This window comes from Nocardioides sp. NPDC057577, from assembly GCF_042801335.1.
Classification (GTDB): Bacteria; Actinomycetota; Actinomycetes; order Propionibacteriales; family Nocardioidaceae; genus Nocardioides.
The window spans coordinates 1-21,573 of record NZ_JBHVGB010000094.1 but is presented as its reverse complement, the minus strand read 5'-3'; the positions used below and the strand labels follow the sequence as shown (position 1 = coordinate 21,573).

The 21,573-nt window shown below is 70.6% G+C and carries 15 protein-coding genes; 8 read left to right on the top strand and 7 right to left on the bottom strand.

What is annotated here, in order from left to right:
• Nucleotides 1-20 precede the first annotated feature (20 nt).
• Together pheT and pheS are read right to left on the bottom strand one after the other, a co-directional pair.
• Nucleotides 21-2,510, bottom strand: a complete 2,490-nt coding sequence (gene pheT, locus ACFU7D_RS18165; protein WP_378869592.1) for a phenylalanine--tRNA ligase subunit beta — start codon at nucleotides 2,508-2,510, stop codon at nucleotides 21-23.
• Nucleotides 2,507-3,628 (bottom strand): phenylalanine--tRNA ligase subunit alpha, encoded by a 1,122-nt coding sequence (gene pheS / locus ACFU7D_RS18160; protein ID WP_378869590.1) that lies wholly within the window; start codon nucleotides 3,626-3,628, stop codon nucleotides 2,507-2,509. The genes pheT and pheS overlap by 4 nt, the downstream gene beginning before the upstream one ends.
• A 186-nt stretch (nucleotides 3,629-3,814) precedes the next feature.
• Between pheS and ACFU7D_RS18155 the strand changes: the two genes are divergently transcribed.
• The 8 genes from ACFU7D_RS18155 (at nucleotide 3,815) to ACFU7D_RS18120 (ending at nucleotide 15,885) form a co-directional block, all read left to right on the top strand.
• Nucleotides 3,815-7,468 carry a nitrate reductase subunit alpha gene (locus tag ACFU7D_RS18155; RefSeq protein WP_378869587.1) on the top strand — a complete coding sequence of 1,218 codons (3,654 nt, stop codon included), beginning with the start codon at nucleotides 3,815-3,817 and terminating at the stop codon, nucleotides 7,466-7,468.
• Complete coding sequence (gene narH, locus ACFU7D_RS18150; RefSeq protein WP_378869583.1) at nucleotides 7,468-9,162, top strand: nitrate reductase subunit beta; 1,695 nt, start codon at nucleotides 7,468-7,470, stop codon at nucleotides 9,160-9,162. The genes ACFU7D_RS18155 and narH overlap by 1 nt, the downstream gene beginning before the upstream one ends.
• Entirely contained in the window at nucleotides 9,159-9,830 is a 672-nt protein-coding gene (narJ, locus tag ACFU7D_RS18145; RefSeq protein ID WP_378869580.1) for a nitrate reductase molybdenum cofactor assembly chaperone, read from the top strand. Before narH ends, narJ begins: the two co-directional genes overlap by 4 nt.
• A complete protein-coding gene (narI, locus tag ACFU7D_RS18140; RefSeq protein WP_378728193.1) occupies nucleotides 9,830-10,606 on the top strand; it encodes a respiratory nitrate reductase subunit gamma in 777 nt (258 codons plus the stop codon). Before narJ ends, narI begins: the two co-directional genes overlap by 1 nt.
• Before the next feature lie 79 nt (nucleotides 10,607-10,685).
• On the top strand, nucleotides 10,686-11,900 hold the full coding sequence (locus tag ACFU7D_RS18135; protein WP_378869577.1) for a nitrate/nitrite transporter: 1,215 nt from the start codon (nucleotides 10,686-10,688) through the stop codon (nucleotides 11,898-11,900).
• A 47-nt stretch (nucleotides 11,901-11,947) separates the two neighbouring features.
• Nucleotides 11,948-12,745: an ABC transporter ATP-binding protein gene (locus ACFU7D_RS18130; RefSeq protein WP_378869574.1), complete on the top strand. Its 798-nt coding sequence runs from the start codon at nucleotides 11,948-11,950 to the stop codon at nucleotides 12,743-12,745.
• Between the two features lie 24 nt (nucleotides 12,746-12,769).
• Nucleotides 12,770-13,789, top strand: a complete 1,020-nt coding sequence (locus ACFU7D_RS18125; protein WP_378869572.1) for an ABC transporter substrate-binding protein — start codon at nucleotides 12,770-12,772, stop codon at nucleotides 13,787-13,789.
• Nucleotides 13,786-15,885 carry an iron ABC transporter permease gene (locus ACFU7D_RS18120; RefSeq protein ID WP_378869569.1) on the top strand — a complete coding sequence of 700 codons (2,100 nt, stop codon included), beginning with the start codon at nucleotides 13,786-13,788 and terminating at the stop codon, nucleotides 15,883-15,885. The genes ACFU7D_RS18125 and ACFU7D_RS18120 overlap by 4 nt, the downstream gene beginning before the upstream one ends.
• A gap of 10 nt (nucleotides 15,886-15,895) precedes the next feature.
• Here the strand turns inward: ACFU7D_RS18120 and ACFU7D_RS18115 are convergent, their stop codons facing one another.
• The 5 genes from ACFU7D_RS18115 to ACFU7D_RS18095 all read right to left on the bottom strand — a co-directional run bounded on the left by ACFU7D_RS18115 (nucleotide 15,896) and on the right by ACFU7D_RS18095 (nucleotide 21,451).
• A complete protein-coding gene (locus tag ACFU7D_RS18115) occupies nucleotides 15,896-16,939 on the bottom strand; it encodes an ATP-binding protein (RefSeq protein ID WP_378869567.1) in 1,044 nt (347 codons plus the stop codon).
• Between the two features lie 37 nt (nucleotides 16,940-16,976).
• Nucleotides 16,977-18,179: an oxygenase MpaB family protein gene (locus tag ACFU7D_RS18110; protein ID WP_378869565.1), complete on the bottom strand. Its 1,203-nt coding sequence runs from the start codon at nucleotides 18,177-18,179 to the stop codon at nucleotides 16,977-16,979.
• A gap of 105 nt (nucleotides 18,180-18,284) precedes the next feature.
• On the bottom strand, nucleotides 18,285-19,481 hold the full coding sequence (locus tag ACFU7D_RS18105) for an MFS transporter (RefSeq protein ID WP_378869562.1): 1,197 nt from the start codon (nucleotides 19,479-19,481) through the stop codon (nucleotides 18,285-18,287).
• Between the two features lie 4 nt (nucleotides 19,482-19,485).
• Nucleotides 19,486-20,532 (bottom strand): MerR family transcriptional regulator, encoded by a 1,047-nt coding sequence (locus tag ACFU7D_RS18100; RefSeq protein ID WP_378869559.1) that lies wholly within the window; start codon nucleotides 20,530-20,532, stop codon nucleotides 19,486-19,488.
• 145 nt (nucleotides 20,533-20,677) lie between these two features.
• Complete coding sequence (locus ACFU7D_RS18095; protein ID WP_378869556.1) at nucleotides 20,678-21,451, bottom strand: TrmH family RNA methyltransferase; 774 nt, start codon at nucleotides 21,449-21,451, stop codon at nucleotides 20,678-20,680.
• Between the last annotated feature and the right edge of the window lie 122 nt (nucleotides 21,452-21,573).

The window sequence follows — 21,573 nt, the reverse complement described above, 5'->3', positions numbered from 1 at the left end:
CTCCTGGGTTCGGACGAGCCTCAGCGCTGGACGGCCCCGGTGAGCTCGGCCGCCTTCGCCACAGCCGCATCGCGCGCGGCAGCGGTCTCCTCGGCCTTCAAGGTGCGGTCGGCGGCGCGGAAGCGCAGCGCGAAGGCGAGCGACTTCTTGCCCTCGCCGACCTGGTCGCCCTCGTAGACGTCGAAGAGCCGCACCGTCTCCAGCAGCTCGCCGGCGCCCTCGCGCAAGGCGGCCTCGACGGCGGCCACGGTGACGTCGGTCGACACGGTCAGCGCGACGTCCTCCTTCGCGATCGGCATGGTCGAGAAGACCGGGCCGGCGGCGGTGGCGGGCACCTTCGAGATCAGGAAGTCCAGGTCGATCTCGACCGCTGCCGAACGAGCGGGCAGCCCGAACGCCTTGCACACGTTGGGGTGCAGCTCGCCGGCGTGGCCGAACTCGACACCGTCGACCGAGACGACCGCGCAGCGACCCGGGTGCCACGGCGCCCGCGAGGCCGAGGCGACCTCGACACTCACCCCGAGCTCCGTGCCCAGGCGGCGTACGACGTCGATGGCGTCGGACCACGAGGCGGTCTCGGCGGCACCCCACCAGCCACCCCGCGTACGCTCCCCGGCGAGCACCACGCCGAGGTGCAGCGGCTGGCGCGGGATCGCGGCGAGCAGCTTCTCGAGCTCCTCCTCGGTCGGGCGCCGGTCGACACCGTAGATCGGCGCGGCCTGGTCGACCGGGAAGGCGACCGTCGCGGTCTCGAAGAGGGAGACCCCGTCCTGACCTCGGGAGACGTTGCGCGCGGCGACCTTGAGCAGGCCCGGGAGCAGCGTCGTGGTGTAGCCCGGCTCCTCGCTGCTGAGCGGGTTGGCCAGCTTGACGGTGTGCCGCAGCACGTCGTCGGCGGGCAGCCCGAGGCGGTCGAAGTCGGCCTCGCCCACGAACGGGAAGTCGACGACCTCGACGAGGCCGGCACCGGCCAAGGCGCGCCCGATCCGGCGGCGCAGCTGCTGGGCGCGGGTCAGACCGCCACCGGTCGCCCGGCGCGGAAGCACCGAGGGAACCTGGTCGTAGCCGACGATCCGGGCGACCTCCTCGACCAGGTCGTAGGGGTCGGTCAGGTCGACCCGGTAGGTCGGGACGGTCGCGGTCAGCGAGTCACCCGACACTGTGACGCCGGCACCGATCAGCTCGAGCGACTTCACCACCGTCGCCTCGTCGATGTCGAGCCCGATGATCCGGGCCGGCAGGTCGACGGGGATGGTGATGGCCTTCAGCGGCGCACGCGTCTGCGGCGATGCCGTCGGCCCGACCTCGGACACGCCGACGGCCTGACCGCCACCGTGCTCGACGAGCAGCTCGACGACGCGCTCGGCCGCCGCGGGCGGCAGCAGCGGGTCGACGCCACGCTCGAAGCGCTTGGAGGCCTCCGAACCGAGCTTGTGACGCTTCTGGGAGCGGAAGACGGTGGTCGGGTCGAAGTGCGCGGCCTCGACCACGATGTCGGTGGTCGTCTCCGAGATCTCCGTGGACGCCCCGCCCATGACACCGGCGATACCGATGGGGCCGGAGTCGTCGGTGATCAGCAGGTCCTCGGTCGAGAGCACTCGCACGACGTCGTCGAGGGTCGTGATCTTCTCGCCCTCGCTCGCCCGCCGGACCACGATGTCGCCGGACAGCTTGGCCCGGTCGTAGCAGTGGGTCGGCTGGCCCAGCTCCATCATCACGTAGTTGGAGACGTCGACGGCCAGCGAGATGGAACGTACGCCGGTGGCCTCGAGCCGCTTCTTGATGAACTCCGGCGTCGGCGCGGCCGGGTCGAAGCCGGTGATCACGCGGGTGACGAAGTAGTCGCACGCCTCGTCCTCGAGCCGGACCGGGTAGCCCGACCCGTCGGCGACGGGGAAGTCGATCTGCGCCGGGTCGTTGAAAGGTACGTCGAAACCGAGCGCCGCGTCCCGCGCGATGCCACGCATCGAGAGCGCGTAGGCACGGTCCGGGTTGATCTCGAACTCGATGATCTCCTCGCCGAGCCCGAGCACCTCGCGGGCGTCGGTGCCGGGCGCGGGGGCGTCGGCGGGCAGCACGATGATGCCGTCGGCCTCCTCCCCCAGCCCGAGCTCGCGCGCGGAGCAGATCATCCCGGCGCTCATGTGGCCGTAGGTCTTGCGCGCCGAGATCTGGAAGTTGCCGGGCAGCACGCCACCGGGCAGGATCACGACGACCTTGTCACCGGGGACGAAGTTGTGCGCCCCGCAGACAATCCCCTGCGGCTCACCGGTGCCGTTGGCGTCGCCGACGTCGACCGAGCACCAGTTGATGACCTTGCCGTTCTTCTGGGGCTCCTTCTCGGCGGTGAGCACCTGGCCGACCACGAGCGGACCCTCGATGCCGGCACCGGAGGTCTCGATCGCCTCCAGCTTGAGGCCGAGCGCGGTCAGCCGGTCGGTGATCTCCTCGACGCCGAGCTCGGCAGGCAGCGAGACGTACTCCTTGATCCAGGAGAGGGGGGCCTTCACAGTTCACTCCCGAATGCAGTAGTAAGCCGGACGTCACCCTCGAAGAGGGTGCGCAGGTCGGACAGGCCGGTGCGGAACATCAGGGTGCGGTCGATGCCCATCCCGAACGCGAAGCCGCTGTACTTCTCCGGGTCGACGCCGCACGCCACCAGGACGCGCGGGTTCACGATCCCGCAGCCGCCCCACTCGATCCAGCCCTCACCCTTGCAGGTGCGACAGGTGACGAGCTGACCGTCACCGGCGTCGACGACCTGCGCGCCACGGCAGACGAAGCAGGTCAGGTCGACCTCGGCCGAAGGCTCGGTGAACGGGAAGTACGACGGCCGGAACCGGGTCACGATGCCCTCGCCGAACATCTGCGTGGCGAAGTGGTCCAGGGTGCCCTTCAGGTTCGCCATCGAGATGCCCTCGTCGATGGCCAGCCCCTCGACCTGGTGGAACATCGGGCTGTGCGTCGCGTCGTACTCGTCGGTGCGGAAGACCCGGCCCGGGCACACGACGTAGATCGGCGCCTCGCGGGTGAGCATCGTCCGCGCCTGGACGGGGCTGGTGTGGGTCCGGAGAACCACGTGGTTCTCGGCGGGCTCGGTCCAGAAGGTGTCCTGCATCGTGCGCGCAGGGTGGTCAGGACCGAGATTCAACGCGTCGAAGTTGAGCCACTCGGCCTCGATGAGCGGACCCTCGGCGACCTCCCAGCCCATCGCCACGAAGATGTCGGCGATGTATTCGGCGCCGGTGGTGAGCGGGTGCCGCCCACCGGCCGGGACCCGGTCGGTCGGGAGCGTCACGTCGACGGTCTCCTCGACCAGCATCCGCGCCTCGTGCTCGGCCTCGAGCACCTTCTGCCGAGCCGCGAGCGCCTGGTTGACCGCGCCACGGGCCTTGCCGACGCGCTGGCCGGCGTCCTTGCGCGCGGCCGGAGGCAGCGCGCCGATCTCGCGGTTGGCCAGGGCCAGCGGCGAACGGTCGCCGGCGTGGTCGAGCCGCGTCTGCTTGAGCTCCTCGAGACTGCTCGCGGCGTCGATGGCAACCAGCGCAGCATCGCGCGCAGCCTCGACCTCCTCAGCCTTCAAGGGGGTGACCTCTACCGGGTCATAGTCGGTGTTGGGACCGGACATCACTGGCTTTCGTCGTCTGATGACTCAGTTGTCATGAATGGACGACAGTCTAGGAACCTCGCACCTCCTCGCGCGAACCGGACATCCCCCGGGACCACGCGCTCCGTCGGCGATCGGCCTCCGACACCACATTGTTGGGGACCTGTGGTCCTTGTATCCCTACCGTTACCAGGTGATAGTAAAGCCATGCCCCGAGTCGACGGCCCGGCCAGCGATCTCCTGCTCAAGGCAGGACGCTTCTTCACCAGGTGGGACGAGACCGACGACGGTCGCGCGGTCTTCCGCAAGGGAGGTCGAGCCGGTGACGTCTTCTATCGCGACCGCTGGAGCCACGACAAGGTGGTCCGGTCCACCCATGGGGTGAACTGCACCGGGTCGTGCTCGTGGAAGGTCTACGTCAAGGACGGGATCATCACCTGGGAGACCCAGCAGACCGACTATCCCTCGGTCGGCCCCGACCGGCCGGAGTACGAACCCCGCGGCTGCCCTCGCGGCGCGGCCTTCTCCTGGTACACCTACTCCCCCACCCGGGTCCGCTATCCCTACGTCCGCGGCGTGCTCCTCGATCTCTTCCGCGAGGCCAAGACGCGCACCGGCGGGGACCCGGTGGAGGCCTGGGCCGACATCCAGGCCGACCCCGAGCGCCGCCGCCGCTACCAGCAGGCCCGCGGCAAGGGCGGTCTCGTGCGGGCGAGCTGGGACGAGGCGCTCGAGCTCGCCGCCGCCGCACAGGTCCACACCATCAAGACCCACGGCCCCGACCGCAACATCGGCTTCTCGCCGATCCCGGCGATGTCGATGGTCTCCCACTGCGTCGGCACCCGCTACACCCAGCTCATCGGCGGAGTGATGACCAGCTTCTACGACTGGTACGCCGACCTCCCCGTCGCATCACCGCAGGTCTTCGGCGACCAGACCGACGTGCCGGAGTCGGGTGACTGGTGGGACTCGACCTACCTGATGATGTGGGGCTCCAACGTCCCGGTCACCCGCACGCCGGACGCGCACTGGATGGCCGAGGTCCGCTACCGCGGCACCAAGGTGGTCACGGTCAGCCCCGACTACGCCGACAACACCAAGTTCGCCGACGAGTGGCTGCCCGCCCAGGCCGGCACCGACGCCGCGCTCGCGATGGCGATGGGTCACGTGATCCTGCGCGAGTTCTTCGTCGAGAAGCAGACCCCGTTCTTCGAGGACTACGTCCGCACCTACACCGATCTGCCGCATCTGGTCCGGCTGGAGGAGAAGGACGGAGCGTACGTCCCCGGGAAGTTCCTCACCGCCGCCGAGCTCGACGCCCTCGGCCCCGAGCACGGCCCACCCGAGGACCGCTGGAAGACCGTCCTGCTCGACGAGCGCACGGGCCAGCCGGTCGTCCCCAACGGCTCGATGGGCTTCCGCTACGCCGAGTCCGGGAAGGGCCGGTGGAACCTCGACCTGGACGGCGTACGTCCCAAGCTCACCCTCCACGAGGACGGTGAGGCCGCCGAGGTGCTGCTGCCCGCGTTCACCAGCGCCGACGGTGCCGGCGAGGTGCTGCGCCGCGGGGTGCCCACGACCCGGGTCGGTGGCCACCTGGTGACGACGGTCTTCGACCTGATGCTCGCCCAGTACGGGGTCGGCCGCGAGGGGCTGCCCGGCGTGTGGCCCGGGGGCTATGAGGACCCGGATGTGCCCTATACCCCTGCCTGGCAGGCGGAGATCACCTCGGTGCCGGCCGAGGCGTGCCTGCGGATCGCGCGCGAGTTCGCCACCAATGCCGAGGAGTCCCAGGGCCGGTCGATGATCATCCTGGGTGCGGGCGTGTGCCAGTGGTTCCACGGCGACACGATCTACCGCTCGATCCTCTCGCTGCTGATCCTCACCGGCTGCATGGGCCGCAACGGCGGCGGGTGGGCGCACTACGTCGGCCAGGAGAAGTGTCGCCCGATCACCGGCTGGATCTCGCTGGCCAACGGCCTCGACTGGTCCCGTCCACCGCGCACGATGACCGGCACCTCGTTCTGGTACATGCACACCGGGCAGTGGCGCAACGACGGCTACAGCGCCGACTCGCTGACCTCGCCGCTGGCCGCGGGACACCTGCGTGGCCACACGGCCGACGTGATCGCCGCCTCGGCGGCGAAGGGCTGGATGCCCTTCTACCCGCAGTTCGACCGCAGCTCGCTCGATGTCGCCGACGAGGCGGCGGAGGCGGTCGCCGCCGGCTACGTCGAGGACCCCGCTGCGTACGTCTCGACCGCCCTGGCCGAGGGCACCCTCCAGCCTGCCATCGCCGACATCGACGCACCCAGCGCGTGGCCGCGGACGCTGGTGCTGTGGCGCTCGAACCTGCTCGGCTCCTCGGCCAAGGGCAACGAGTACTTCCTGCGGACCCTGCTCGGCACCCATCACAACGTCCTCGGCTCCGAGAACCCGAACACCCCGCGGCCGAGCAGCGTGCGCTGGCACGACCAGCAGCCCGAGGGGAAGCTCGACCTGCTGGTCTCGGCCGACTTCCGGATGACGTCGACGACGCTGCTCTCCGACGTCGTCCTCCCGGCGGCGACCTGGTACGAGAAGCACGATCTCTCCTCCACCGACATGCACCCGTTCGTGCACGCCTTCACCCCCGCGATCGACCCACCCTGGGAGGCGCGCACCGACTTCGACCTCTTCCACGGGCTGGCCGAGAAGCTCTCCGAGCTGGCGCGGAAGCATCTCGGCACCCGCCAGGACATCGTCAGCCTCCCGCTCCAGCACGACACCCCCGGCGAGACCCCGGCCGACCCCGACGAGACCCGGCCGGTGATCGCCGTGGTCGAGCGCGACTACACCGCGATCGCGGACAAGCTCGCCTCGGTAGGGCCGCTGGCCGACACCCTCGGCTTCACGGTCAAGAACGTCACCTACCGGATGGAGGAGCAGACCGCGAAGCTCGCCGCGCAGACCGGCGTGATGCCGAGCGGTCCGGCGGAGGGACGCCCCGCGATCGACACCGACGAGAAGATGGCCGAGGCGATCCTGCTCTTCTCCGGCACCACCAACGGCGAGCTCGCCGTCCAGGGGTTCAAGAGCCTCGAGGAGCGCGTCGGCAAGAAGCTCGCCGACCTCGCCGAGGGGTCAGAGGAGAAGCGGATCACCTTCGCCCAGACGCAGGCAGCTCCGGTGCCGGTGATCACCTCCCCGGAGTGGTCGGGCTCGGAGACCGGCGGGCGCCGCTACGCCCCGTTCACGGTCAACATCGAGCGCCTCAAGCCGTTCCACACGCTCACCGGGCGGATGCACTTCTACCTCGACCACGACTGGCTCACCGACATCGGCGAGGCGATGCCGCTCTACCGCCCACCGTTGGACATGCACCGGCTCTTCGGCGAGCCCCGGATCGGCCAGGACGGCTCGGCGCAGGTCACCGTCCGCTACCTGACGCCGCACTCGAAGTGGTCGATCCACTCCGAGTACCAGGACAACCTCTTCATGCTCTCCCTCTCCCGCGGCGGTCCCACGGTCTGGATGTCACCGCAGGACGCAGACGCGATCGACGTACGCGACAACGACTGGGTCGAGGCCACCAACGCCAACGGCGTCGTGGTCGCCCGGGCGGTCGTCTCCCACCGGATGCCCGAGGGCGTGGTCTACATGCACCACGCCCAGGACCGCACCATCGACGTACCGAAGTCGGAGACCACCGGCAGACGCGGTGGCATCCACAACTCCGCGACCCGGCTGCTGGTCAAGCCCAGCCACCTGATCGGCGGCTACGCGCAGCTCTCCTACACGTTCAACTACCTCGGCCCGACCGGCAACCAGCGAGACATGGTTGCCACCGTCCGCAAGCGATCGCAGGAGGTGACCTACTGATGCGCGTGATGGCTCAGATGGCGATGGTGATGAACCTCGACAAGTGCATCGGGTGCCACACCTGCTCGGTGACGTGCAAGCAGGCCTGGACCAACCGGGCCGGCACCGAGTACGTCTGGTTCAACAACGTCGAGACCCGCCCCGGCCAGGGCTACCCGCGTCGCTACGAGGACCAGGAGAGATGGCGCGGCGGGTGGACCCTGGACAGGAGGGGCAACCTACGCCTCAAGGCCGGCGGACGCGTCAAGAAGCTGCTCACCATCTTCTCCAGCCCCGTCCAGCCCGAGCTCGACGACTACTACGAGCCCTGGACCTACGACTACCAGACCCTGATCGACGCCCCGCTCGGCGACGACTTCCCGGTCGCCCGGCCGAAGAGCCTGATCACCGGCGAGGACACCAAGATCACCTGGTCGGCCAACTGGGACGACAACCTCGGCGGCTCGATGGAGCACGGACACCTCGACCCGATCGTGGCGAAGATCCGTGAGGAGTCGAACGAACGGATCCGGTTCGAGCTCGAGCAGACCTTCATGTTCTACCTGCCGCGCATCTGCGAGCACTGCCTCAACCCCTCGTGCATGGCCTCGTGCCCCTCGGGCGCGATCTACAAGCGCGAGGAGGACGGCATCGTCCTCGTCGACCAGGACCGCTGCCGCGGCTGGCGCCAGTGCGTCACCGGGTGTCCCTACAAGAAGATCTACTTCAACCACCGCTCCGGCAAGGCCGAGAAGTGCACGCTCTGCTACCCGCGCGTCGAGGTCGGGCTGCCGACGGTGTGCGCGGAGACCTGCGTCGGGCGGCTGCGCTACCTGGGCCTGGTCCTCTACGACGCCGACGCGGTGACCGCCGCCGCCTCGACCCAGTCCGAGGAGGACCTCTACGCCGCCCAGCTGGCCGTCATCCTCGACCCGAAGGACCCCGAGGTCATCGCCGAGGCCAGGAAGCAGGCCATCCCCGAGGACTGGCTCGAGGCCGCCCGCCGCTCGCCGGTCTACGCGCTGATCAAGGACTACCGGGTCGCGCTGCCGCTGCATCCGGAGTACCGGACCATGCCGATGGTCTGGTACGTCCCGCCGCTCTCCCCCGTCGTCGACCTCCTCAAGGAGCAGGGCCACGACGCCGAGGCCGCGCCCAACCTCTTCGGCGCGATCGACTCGCTCCGGATCCCGGTCGAGTATCTGGCCGAGCTGTTCACCGCCGGTGACACCGCCGTCGTCGACCTCGTGCTCAAGAAGCTGGCCGCGATGCGCGCCTACATGCGCGACGTCACCCTCGGCCGCGACCCGGACGGCTCGATCGCCGCGGCCGTCGGGATGAGCGAGGAGGAGGTCTATGAGATGTACCGCCTGCTCGGCATCGCGAAGTACGAGGAGAGGTACGTCATCCCCACCGCCCACGCCGAGCAGGCCCACGACCTCGAGGAGATGGGCTGCTCCCTCGACTTCGACGACGGCCCCGGAATGTACGATTCCGGCCCGCTCGGCGAGGCCAGCGGACGTCCCGTCCCGGTCGCGGTGGAGACCTACCACGCGCTGAAGCAGCGCCAGACCACCGACGCCGCGGCCTCCGACGACACCCTGCGCGGCCGGGTCAACCTGCTCAATTGGGACGGCAACGGGACCCCGGACGGGCTCTTCCCGGACAAGCACAGCCCTGATAAGCACAGCCCGGACAGGCAGGAGAGGTCATGAGGCGGCGTACCCAGAACTGGCGGGTCGTCCACCAGGTCGCGGCTTGGTGCCTCGGCTACCCCGACGAGGAGCTGATCGCGAAGCTCCCGCTGCTGCGCAGCGCGCTCGAGGAGCAGCCCGGCTCCGAGCCGGTCGACCTGCTCCGCGGCTTCGTGGACACCCTGGCCCGCCAGGATCCGCACGCCCTGCAGCACGTCTACGTCGAGCTCTTCGACCTCCACCGCCGGCAGACGCTGCACCTGTCCTACTGGCGCGACGGCGACACCCGGCGCCGCGGCGAGTCGCTCACGGACTTCAAGACCCGTCTTCGCGACGGCACCACGAAGGGCGACGGCTGGGTCGTCGACACTCACGGCGAGCTCCCCGACCACCTGCCGATGGTGCTGGAGTACGCCGCCCTCGCCGACCCCGAGGGCGGTCGCCGGCTGCTCATCGAGAACCGGTCGGCGCTCGAGCTGATCCGGCTCGCCCTCCTCGAGCGGGGCTCGGCCTACGCCGACGTCCTCGCCGCGGTCTGCGCGACGCTCCCGGGGCCCTCGGCACGCGACCGGCGCGAGGCCCTCGCCATGGCGCAGGCCGGGCCGCCCGCGGAGTCGGTCGGACTCGACATGCTCCCGTTCCCGACCACCCGGCCAGGATCCGCGGCCACGATGATGGGAGCCCGCTGATGACCGGATCCTCGGGGTGGGACGTGGTGCTGTGGGGCGTGCTCCCCTACCTGGCCATCGCCGTCCTCGTCGTCGGCACCTGGTGGCGCTACCGCTATGACAAGTTCGGCTGGACGACACGGTCCTCCCAGCTCTACGAGTCGCGGCTGCTGCGGATCGGCTCGCCGCTGTTCCACTTCGGCATCCTCGTGGTCATCGTCGGCCACGCCGCCGGGCTGCTCGTCCCCGCCTCCTGGACCGAGGCACTGGGGATCTCGGAGGACGTCTACCACGGCAACGCGCTCTTCTGGGGCCTGATCGCCGGCGTCTGCACCCTCGCGGGCCTGGTCCTGCTCGTCTACCGGCGGCGTACGACCGGACCGGTCTTCATGGCCACCACCAAGAACGACAAGATCATGTACGTCGTCCTGGTGGCCGCGATCGTCCTGGGCCTGTGGACCACCGTGGTCGCCCTCGCCGCGGGGCACGAGGCGCACGACTACCGCGAGACCGTCTCGCCCTGGTTCCGCTCGCTGTTCGTCCTGCAGCCCGACGTCGAGGCGATGGCCGCCGCGCCCATCCAGTTCCACGTCCACGTGCTCGTCGGGCTGCTGCTCTTCACGATCTGGCCGTTCACGCGGCTGGTGCACGCCTTCACCGCACCGGTGCACTACCTGTTCCGTCCCTACATCGTCTATCGCAGCCGCGACGCGGCCCCGCAACCCAGCTCCCGACCTGCTCGACCGGGCTGGTCGCCCGTCGGCACCACCGATCGAGACCGAGGACGTGTTCGATGAGCGAGCGTCAGCGAGCGAACATTGCATCTTTCATCGGGCCGCGTCCGTACTCTGGCGCTTGCGCTACGGAGGTGGCCCGATGAGTGAGCGGACTAAGAACCTGGTCCTCGCGACCTGGACCTTCACGATCACCTTCTGGGCCTGGAACATGATCGCTCCGCTGGGTATCCGCTACGCCGACGAGCTCGGCCTCGACTCCACCCAGAAGTCGGTGCTGGTCGCGATCCCGGTGCTCGTCGGGTCGCTCGGCCGGATTCCGGCGGGTGCGCTCACCGACCGCTTCGGTGCCCGGCTGATGTTCCCGGCGCTCACCGTGCTCACCATTCCCGCCGTGCTGCTGGTGGCGCTCGCGGGCACCGCGAATTCCTATCCGCTGCTGCTGGTGTGCGGGTTCTTCCTCGGCGTCGCGGGCACGACCTTCGCGGTCGGCATCCCCTTCCTCAACGCCTGGTTCCCGCCCGAGCGGCGAGGGTTCGCGACCGGCGTGTTCGGCGCCGGCATGGGCGGCACGGCACTCTCGGCGTACTTCACCTCGCGGTTCGTCATCTGGTTCGGCTACGTCACCACGCACGTCATCATCGCGGTCGCCCTGGCCGTCACGGCGGTGGTCGTCTGGCTCTTCCTGCGTGACTCCTCGAACTGGAAGCCGCAGCGCGAACCGTTCGTCCCCAAGATCATCGGAGCCGCCCGGCTGCCGATCACCTGGGAGATGGCCTTCCTGTACGCCGCGTGCTTCGGCGGCTTCGTCGCCTTCTCGACCTACCTGCCGACCTATCTCCACGACGTCTACGCCTTCGATCTCGCCGAGGCGGGCACCCGCACCGCCGGCTTCGCCGTCGCCGCCGTCATCTGCCGACCGCTCGGCGGCACCCTCGCCGACCGGATCGGGCCGCGGAAGGTGCTGTTCATCTCGTTCCTGGGCGCCATGGTGATGGCCGCCATCCTCGCCACCCGACCCGCCCTGGAGTGGCGCGCCGGGCTGTCGTTCGTGCTGATCGCCGGTTTCATGGGCCTGGGCAGCGGGGCGGTCTTCACCTGGGTGGCCCAGCTGACGCCGCCACAACGGGTCGGCTCGGTGACCGGCATCGTCGGCGCCGCGGGCGGCCTGGGCGGCTTCTTCCCACCGCTGGTGATGGGGGCGACGTACAACGAGGTCCAGCACAGCTACACCACCGGCCTCATCCTGCTCGCCGTGGTGACCGGGCTCGCGCTGATCCTCACCGAGTTCCTGATCGTGCCGAAGCGTACGCCCGAGCAGACGCGCGCGCCTGAGCAGATGCGTACGACCGAATAACGGAACCCCGGAGGGCGCCCGGGAGTTCGTTAGGTTAGCCTCACCTCATGCTTCCTGCGCTCTCCGGTCACGACCTGGTCCTCGGCTACGCCCGTGCCACCGTCGTCCATGGAGTCTCGATTGGTCTCGAGCCGGGGCGGGTCACCGCGCTCATCGGGCCGAACGGCTCGGGAAAGTCGACCGTGCTGCGGTCCCTGGCCCGATTGCACAAGGTGACCTCCGGCTCGGTCTCCCTCGACGGCGACGACAGCGCTCCCCTGGGCGCACGCGAGTTCGCGCGCAAGGTGACGCTGCTGTCCCAGTCGCGTCCGCACCCCTCCGGCCTGACCGTCCGCGACGTCGTCGGGTTCGGCCGCCACCCGCACCGTCGGCGCTTCGCCACCCTGACCGAGGACGACCTGGCGAGCATCGAGCGGGCGATGGAGCTGACCGGCACGGCGGCGATGGCGGACCGTCCGGTCGACCAGCTCTCCGGTGGCGAGCTGCAGCGCGTCTGGCTCGCCAGCTGCCTGGCCCAGGACACCGGCGTACTGCTGCTCGACGAGCCCACCAACCACCTCGACCTGCGCTACCAGGTCGAGATCTTGGACCTGGTCCGCGACCTCGCGGACCACCACGGGACGGCCATCGGCGTCGTCCTGCACGACCTGAACCAGACCGCCGCCGTGGCGGACCAGGTCGTACTGCTGCACCACGGCGTTGTGCACGCCACCGGCGAACCTGCTGATGTGCTCACCGCCGAACACCTCTCCGAGGTGTACGGGCTCCCGATCGAGGTGACCTCCGATCTGGAGACCGGGCGCGTCCGGGTCGAGCCACGCGGCGGGCATCACGCCCGGCGCTGACGCCGGTGGACACGAAGAGGAATCATGAATCGACGTACGACGACGGCTGCCCTGGCGACGGCCGCCGCAGCCCTGCTGCTCGCGGCGTGTGGCCAGACCACCACCGCCGCCGAGACCGACGCGCCCGAGAAGAAGGCTTCCGCCGGCTGCGAGGGGGTCGAGACCTCGACCGGTGCGGTCAGCCTGACCGACGCCTTCGGCAACAAGGTCGAGCTGGACAAGCCGGCCGAGAAGGTCGTGGTCCTCGAGTGGCAGCAGACCGAGGACCTGCTCAGCCTGTGCGTCGACCCGGTGGCGGCCGCCGACGTCAAGGGCTACAACACCTGGGACACCGCCGAGAAGCTCGATGAGGGAACGACCGACGTCGGCACCCGGGGCGAGCCCAACCTGGAGACGCTGTTCGGTACCGACCCCGACCTGATCGTCGTCGAGGCCTACACCGCCGAGGACGAGATCCTCAAGCAGCTCGCCAAGTACGACGTCCCCGTGCTCGCCACCAAGGGCGCCGACGCCAAGGACCCCGTCGCCAACATGGTGACCACCTTCGAGATGATCGCCGAGGCCACCGGCCGCGAGGAGCAGGCAGAAGCCGTGGTCGGCGAGTTCGAGGACAAGCTCGCCGAGTCGAATAGGGCGCTCGCCGACGCCGATGTCGCCGGCACCGAGTTCGTCTACTTCGACGGCTGGATCGACGGCGCCAACGTGGCGATCCGCCCCTTCGGCCAGGGCTCGCTGATCGGTGAGCTCGGCGAGGAGCTCGGCCTGAAGAACGCCTGGACCGGCGAGGTCGACCCCGCGTACGGCCTCGGGCAGACCGACATCGAGGGCATGACCACCCTCGGCGACGCCACCTTCTTCTACACCGGCACCGTCGACCCCGTCGGCGACGTCAACGCCGAGCTCGCGAAGAACAAGGTCTGGAAGTCCATCCCCGCGGTCAGCGAGGGTCGCTCCCACGCCTTCCCCGCCGCCATCTGGACCTTCGGTGGCCCGCGCTCGGCGGAGCAGATCCTCGACGCGTACGTCGACCTGCTCACCAAGTGACCGAAGCCGTCAAGGCCCCGCGAGCGGGTGCAGGAGGCGCGTCAGTCGTCCTCCTGTGCCTGCTCGCCGGGCTGCTTCTCGCTGCCGGCTGGCACCTCACCCAGGGCACCTCGGGGGTAGGCCCTGCCGACTTCCTCGACGCGCTGCTCGGACGTGAGCAGGTGCACGGCGCGACCGCGTCGACGATGGAGATCATCACCGGTTCGCGGATCCCCCGGCTCGCCGCGGGCATCGCGGTCGGGTTCGCCCTCGGCGTCGCGGGCGTGCTCCTGCAGTCGCTGGCACGCAACGCGATGGCCTCCCCGGACACCCTGGCAGTGACCGGAGGGGCGTACTTCGCGGTCACGCTGGTCGCCGCGTTCGGGCTCTCGGTCCCGCTGTGGGCCTCGGGCATCACGGCCTTCCTCGGCGGCCTCGCGGCCGCCGGGCTCGTGCTCGCACTCGCCGGCGGTGCAGGTACGTCGACGACCCGGCTCATCCTGGCCGGCTCGGCGGTGGCGCTCGCGCTCCAGGCCGGCACCTCGACCCTGCTCATCCTCTACTCCGAGGAGACCACGAGCCTGTTCGCCTGGGGCAGCGGCTCGCTGAGCCAGCTCGGGCTGCAGGCCTTCTGGCAGGTGGCACCGGTCGTCGTGGTGGCGACCGTCTGCGGCCTGATGCTCGCCCGCCGCCTCGACCTGCTCTCGGCCGGTGACGACGCGGCCTCGGTCCTCGGCGTCCCGGTCCGCTCCACCCGGGCGATCGGGACCGTCCTCGCCGTCGTGCTCACCTCGGCGGCGGTGACGCTGGCCGGGCCGATCGGCTTTGTCGGTCTGTGCGCCCCGGTGCTCGTCCGCCTGCTCGGCCGGATCTTCCCCGCACTCAACCGGCACGCGGTGCTGCTGCCGGCCGCCGGTCTCGTGGGTGCTCTCGTCGTCGTCGGCGCGGACGTGCTCGTCCGGGCCGTGCTCGGCGCGGACGAGGCCATGTCCGTGCCCACCGGCGTGACCACGACGATCGCCGGCGCGGTCGTGATGGTGCTCCTCGCCCGCGGCGGACGCGACTCCGGCCCCACCCGCCGGCCGCCGGGCGCCACCGTCACCATCCGCAGCCGGGTCCGGTTCCTGGTCGTGCTCGTCCTCCTGCTCGCCCTGACCGTCGGGGGCACCGTCGTCGGCCTGCTGGCCGGCCACCAGTGGCTCTACACCGGCGACATCGTCGCCTGGCTGCAGGGCGAGGGGATCCCGCTGGTCCAGTTCGCCCTCGACGAGCGGGCGCCACGTGTCGGCGCCGCCGTCCTTGCCGGCGGCGCGCTCGCCCTGGCAGGCACCTTCGTCCAGGCCACCTGTCGCAACCCGCTGGCCGAGCCCGGGATCCTCGGCATCACCGGCGGCGCCGGGGTCGGCGCGGTCGTCGTGGTGACCGGGCTGTCTTCCGGGTGGAGCAGCGAGTCCTCGGCAGCGGCCTCGACGACCACCATGCTCATCGCGGCGACCGTCGGAGCGCTGGTCGCCTTCGGGCTCGTCTACGGCCTGGCCTGGCGCGGCGGGATCGACACCGACCGGCTGGTGCTCATCGGCATCGGCGTCTGGTACGGATCGGCCTCGCTGAGCACCTTCTTGCTGGTGCGCTCCAACCCGTGGGACACCCCGCGGATCTACACCTGGCTGTCCGGTTCGACCTACGGTCGCAGCTGGGAGCAGGTCGTCCCGGTCGCGGTCGCGCTGGCTCTCGCGATCCCGGTCGCCTTCATGGTGCGCCGCGAGCTCGACCTGCTCACCCTCGACGACGACACCCCACGCCTGGTCGGGGTCTCCTCGGAGCGGGTGCGGCTGCTCATCCTGCTGACCGCCGCCGTGCTCACCGCGATGGCCGTCTCCGCCGTCGGTGTCGTCGGCTTCGTCGGCCTGGTCGCGCCGCACATCGCGCGCGCCCTCGTCGGCGGGCGCAGCGCGCGGGTCGTACCGGTCGCCATCCTGGTCGGGGCGCTGCTCCTCGTGGTCGCCGACGCCATCGGGCGCACCGCGATCAGCCCCGCCCAGATCCCCGCGGGTCTCGTCGTCGCGCTCATCGGCGCGCCGTACTTCATCTTCCTGCTGGCCCGGTCCAGGCCATGAGGCGGTGACCTCAGGCCGACGGCGGATTCCGGGGCCAGCCGACCTCGATGCGAGCCCCGCCGCCGTCGGCATCGGCGATCCTGACCGACCCGCCGTGGGCCTTGGTGAGGCCGCCGACGATGTAGAGGCCCAGGCCCGAGCCACCGCGGGCGCCGTGCTTCCAGAACTTCGTGAACACGCGCTGGCGCAGCTCGGCCGGGATGCCCTCGCCACGGTCCTCGACGACCAGCAGGACCTGGTCGGGATCATCCGGACGCACCACCAGGCTCACGGTGACGACACCGTCGCCGTGGCGTACGGCGTTCTCGACGAGGTTGGTCACGACCTGGGTGAACTTGTCCGGGTCGGCGTGGATCTCGAGCTCGTCCTCTCCGGCGGAGACGTCGAGCTCGATCGGCCGAGAGGTGGCCGAGCGCACCGACTCGACCACCCGGGTGACCAGCACCGTCGCGTCGCTGGCGCGCGGGTAGAGCTGCAGCCTGCCGGTGTCGATCCGAGCGACGTCGAGGAGCTCGGCGATCAGCCTCGAGAGCCGGTCGGAGTCGGAGGCGACGGTCTTGAGCATCAGCTTCTTCTGATCGTCGTTGAGCCTGTCCCACCGGTTCAGGAGCGCCTGGACGAAACCCTTGACCCCGGTCAGCGGCGAGCGCAGCTCGTGGGCGACGGTGGCGACCAGGTCGGACCGCTCCCGGTCCAGCCGCTTGCGGCCGCGCCCCGAGCGCAGCGAGATCGAGACCTGGTCGACGTCGGCATCCAGGGACGGGCGCCGGATGGTCGAGACGACCAGCACCTCGGTACCGTCGGGCAGCAGCCAGGCCTGCTCCGGCGTACCGGTGACGGTCCGCAGGGTGTCGTAGGGCCGGTTGGCCTCGGCCCAGGTCTGTCCTTCGGTGTTGCTCAGCGTGAGTACGTCACCGAGCGGCTTCCCCAGGCTCGCGACCGGGTCAACACCGAGCATCCGCCCGGCCAGGGCGGAGACCAGGACGACCGCGCCATCGGCGTCGGCGACGACGACACCGTCGGGCAGGGCATCGGCGAGTTCTCGGGCGTCCACGTCGACACCCTAGACCGACCGACGGCTCAGGGGGCCGCTACTCCGGCCGATTGCTCAGCGGCAGCGTGATCGGCGCCGGGTCGCCGGGCGAGAAGTAGACCTTGATGAAGGTGTGCACGACCTCGGGGAGCAGGTTGGAGACGAGCGGGATGTTGGGGACGGTGCCCTGGTAGGACCGGACCAGCAGCGGCACGGCGCTCGCCCAGACCGGCGCGAGCAGCGGGTCCTTGTCGAAGGCGATCATGTCGGCGTACGCGTCCCCGATCACGTAGCGTCCCAGCGACTCCAGCTCGTGGCGCAGCAGCGGGTTGCCCTCGCCGATCACCGAGTCGAGCAGGGCCTGGGCGAGCTCGACGCCCTCGCGGGTGCCGCCGGTGGCCGGGCCCATCACCTGGTCGTACTGCGCGTACGCCGCATCCCAGTCCTTCGGCAGGTACTGGTCCTGCACGCCGAGGAGATGGAGGTCGACGTTCCAGGCGTGCAGGAACGCGTCGGCGAGCTCCTTGCTGGGCGCGACGTTCCACTCGGTGAACTTCTTCATCACCCAGGTGCCGAGGCTGTGGAAGGTGACCAGGATGTCGGCCTGGCTGATCGGGACCTCCTGGCCGGCGCCGACGCCCGACCAGTGCGGGGACTGCGGCAGCAGGTGGCGTACGGCGGCGTGGACCATCCGGGTCTTGACCGAGTCGACCATCAGCCGCCCGGACGCGGTCCAGCCCTGGGCGTCCATCACGTCGTAGCCGAGCACGGTCGTCTTGGCGATCCGGTCACGCATGTTCGCGCCGCCGTAGGAGTAGTAGACCGACCACGCCTCGCGCTTGATCGCGCAGCTGATCAGGCCGCTGCCGAGGGTGTAGAGGAGCGCCAGGAAGAAGCCGTATTTCTCCTCGTTGAACGTGCCGGCCAGCTGCAGCTTGCCCTGGTCGGCCCAGGTCGGGAGGCCCCTGGCCTCCTCGATGAAGTCGACCAGATAGCCGGGCAGGCCGTCGGGGAGCGGCTGGTCGTTGGTGGTCCAGCCCTTGAGGATCTCGTTGACCTCGGCAACCTTGTCGGTGCCCTCGCCGTAGAGACGCTCGATGACCGGGTCGGCGCGGACGTCCCAGACGTGATCGGGATCGAGCCCCTCCCCCGTGCCCGCGATCGACGCGCTCGGCGACCACGTCCACAGCGGGAAGGTCGCGCCCGCGGCCGCCGCCGCGCCGCCCGAGGCCAGCAGCCGTCGTCTGCTCACGTTCGTCATGCCGTGCTCCTTCGCAACGCCTTCGGGAACTTCCGCGTCCCGAGTGAAACAGGTTTGCCGTTCGTGTATCAGACCCTCGGGGGTATCGGCGGCGCGCGGTGTCCGTTACCCGCTGATCTCCGCCAGCTCCCGGGGTTGAGGCAACCTCGCGACCCGGACGGCCGCCGGGACGGTGACCAGGAGCAGTGCGGCGATGACGGCGAGCGCCAGCCGTACGTCCACCCCGGCCGCCACGCCCAGCAGCGGCGTGGCGAGCAGGACCGGGCCGGTCTGGGCCAGCTGGGTCAGGCTCGAGAACCGGGCGAGCATCTCCGGCGGCGTGCGGGCGACGTAGGCCGGGAAGAGGTAGGTGGTCAGCATGGTGGTGCCGACGCCGACGAGGCCGATCGCGACGATCCCCGCCCAGACCTCCGTACGCAGCCCCAGCAGGACCACCCCACCGGCAGCCAGCACCGGGCCGGCGACCGCGACCGGGGCGCGCGGTGCGCCCCGGCGGGCGACGACCAGGGTCATCACCAGTCCCCCGGCCACCCAGGCACCGGAGACGAGACCCGTCTCGGCGGCCGTCCAGCCGCGCTCACGGCCGGCGAGCGGCAGGGCGAGCATGACGAGCGGCAGGACCGAGGCGGCGAGGCCGGTGATCGCGACCAGGACCGGGACGACGCCGGGCGTGCGGGCTGCGGTCCTGGCGCCGTCGGCCAGGCTGCGCCAGACCGATCCCTGACCGGACTCGGGCGCCGGCTCGTGCGGTGGCCGGACAAGAAGGAGCGCGACCAGCACCAAGGCATAGGTGGCCGCGTCCAGGCCGGCGGTCAGCGGCAGGCCGCCGTGGCCGATCAGGAAGCCGCCGGCCGCAGGCCCCGCGGCGCGGGCGATCTGGTGGGCCGAACCGACCATCGCCATCCGCCGATCCAGATCCTCGGCCCCGAACAGTCGCGGGAAGACACCTTCGGCTGGTCGCCGTAGAGCCTGGATGGTGCCCGAGAGGACACCGAGCGCGACGAGCATCCACAGTCCCGCGCCGCCGATCGCGCCGACGGCGAACGCGGCCATGACCAGCACCATCGCGGCGTCGCACGCGGCCATCGTCCACCGGATCCCGATCCGGTCGGCCAGCACTCCCCCGGCGAGCACGAGCAGGGCCAGCGGGATGCCCTCGATGGTCAGCACCAGGCTGACCGCGTCGGCACCGAACCCCGCTGCCGCCCAGCCGATCGCGAAGAAGGTCACCGAGTCACCGAAGACCGATGCGGTCGAGGCTGCCAGCCAGGGGCGGAACCCCCGGCCTGTGGTCCTGACCACCGGCTCAGTCCTCGTGACGTACGGGCATGACCAGCGCGGTGAACCCGGGCTGGTAGGGCGAGGTCACCACCACCGGCCGGTCCGGTGCGGTCATCGCCAGCTGCAGCTCGTCACCCAGGCACGCTGCCAGCGCACGGCCGAACAGTGCCGTGCCGAGCCGGAGCCGGCTGGGCGGGCCGGTCACCACGCCGCGTACGTCGCTCTGCTCGGCGGTGTGCGGGGACCGGAGCCGCGTCCGGTCCCCGAGGAAGAGGTCGACCTCGGCGTAGGCTGCCGCGCCGAGCCCCGCGAGCAGGTCGGCCTTGGTGAGCACCGCCCGGGTGACGGCCGGCTCGAGGCCGGCCAGCACGAGCCGATGTGCCGGGTAGGTGGTGTCGCGGCCCAGCGCCTGCCCGGCGAGGGTCAGGGTGCCGTCCGCGATGTGCAGCTCGGCGGTGGTGATCGCATCCAGCCGGTCGGCCAGCGCGCCCGCGTCGGGGAGGGACAGCACCGCCCGGCCGCCGTCCCCCTCCGTGACCGCCGGCAGCTCCCGTACCGCCATCCAGTAGCGGTTGGTCGCCACCACGTCCACACCCGCGCCGTCTCCGCCGCTGACGTCGACGAGGACGGAGGCCAGCTCGGAGGCCGGGTCGGACTCGGCCGCGTGCCGCACCTGCCGGATCGCCGCGGCCAGCACGGGACCGGGCAGCTCGACGAGCGCCGGCCTGGCGGCCGGCCCGGCGTCGACGGCGGCCAGCACACCGCGTACGGCCTCCTCGGCCCGCGCCGTGCGCGCGCTCTGGTCCTCGAGGAACTCCGCCAGCGCGGCCCGGGCCTCCGCGGTCGGCGAGTCGAGCACCACCCGCATCGTCCCGATCGGGACCCCCGCCTCGCGCATGCCCACGATCAGCCGGGCCCGGTCGGCGAGCTCGGGCGTGTAGTAGCGATAGCCCGTCCCGGAGTCGACCTCCGCCGGCACCAGCAGCCCGCACTCGTCGTAGTGCCGCAGCGCGCTCGCGGTCAGGCCAACCGCCCGCGCGAACGCCCCGATCGTCAACAATGGCTCATCCATCCCGCAACCATCGTCCTTCGGGTGAGATGAAGGTCAAGCCCGCCGAGGCGGCGGGATGCTCACCGAGGTAACTCACCGACTGCTCACTGCCCTCGCCGAGTTCCACGAGGGCAGTGACCGTCCACCGAGTTACCTCGGTGAGCATTCACCCACGCTGAGCCCGCGCCGAGGCGTAGAGGCACAGCGCGGCGGCGGTGGAGAGGTTGAGCGACTCGGCCTTGCCGAAGATCGGGATGCTCACGATCTCGTCGGCCTCGGCGGAGAGCTCGGGCGGCAGACCCCAGGCCTCGTTGCCCATCAGCCAGGCGGTGGGCCGGGCCAGGAGCGCGTCGGCGGTGAAGAGGTCGGCGGTGCCGTGCATGTCGGCGGCCAGGACGGTCAGGCCGGCGGCCTTGGCCGCCTTCACGGCAACCAGCGGGTCACGCTCGATCGCGACCGGGAGGTGGAAGGCGGAGCCCACCGAGGCGCGGACCGTCTTGGGGTTGTAGAGATCGACCGAGTCGCCGGCCAGGATCACCCCGGACGCGCCGGCCGCGTCGGCGCAACGGATCACGGTGCCGGCGTTGCCGGGATCGCGTACGTCCGCGCAGATCACCACGAGCGGACCGGCGATGTCGGGCAGCGGAAAGTCCAGGAAGCGGCACAGCGCGACCACACCGGCCGGGGTGACCGAGTCGGAGAGACCGGCCATCGCTCGGTCCTCGACCAGGGTCACCTGCTGATCGGCCAGCAGCGAGGCGTACGTCTCGGCACCCGCCTCGGTCGCGAAGATCTCCTGCACGCAACCAGGGACGCCGAGGGCGCCTTCGACCGCCTTGGGCCCATCGGCCAGGAACTGCCGCCTCTCGGTCCGGACGGCTCGGCGAGCGAGCTTCCGAATCTCCTTGAGGCGGGCGTTACCTGCTGCCAGCGGCGTCATCCGGTCTCCTTCATGAGTCCTTTCCCCGCCATGGCGGGGAAAGGAACTGCTTGCTAGACGTTCGCGGCGGCATTTTCCCGCCATGGCGGGAGAATGCCGCCAAGTCGAACGGTCCCGAGCAC